The sequence below is a fragment of the Psychroserpens mesophilus genome (assembly GCF_050617655.1).
GTDB lineage: Bacteria > Bacteroidota > Bacteroidia > Flavobacteriales > Flavobacteriaceae > Psychroserpens > Psychroserpens mesophilus_A.
Genome location: NZ_JBODQC010000504.1, coordinates 1 through 236, shown reverse-complemented (window position 1 = coordinate 236; position 236 = coordinate 1). Strand labels below are relative to the sequence as shown.

Sequence of the window (236 nt, the reverse complement as noted above, 5' to 3'; positions counted from 1 at the left end):
TCAAGTATCGAGGTTAGTCCATCCTCAACAACCACTTATACAGTGACCGCTTTTAATGCTTTAGGAACAAGTTCAGATGCTGATGATGTTACAGTAACAGTACATACAATTCCTGTTGCTAATGCAGGAACAGATGTTGAAGTTTGCGAAGGTTCATCTGTAACATTAACAGCTTCAGGAGGATCAGCTTATGTATGGAGTACAGGAGAAACAACTCAAAGTATAACTGTCAATCC

The 236-nt window shown here is 39.4% G+C and carries 1 pseudogene; it reads left to right on the top strand.

The features are described from left to right. Nucleotides 1–236 (top strand): annotated as a pseudogene (locus tag ACRHNM_RS18170) (hypothetical protein); the annotation flags it as partial.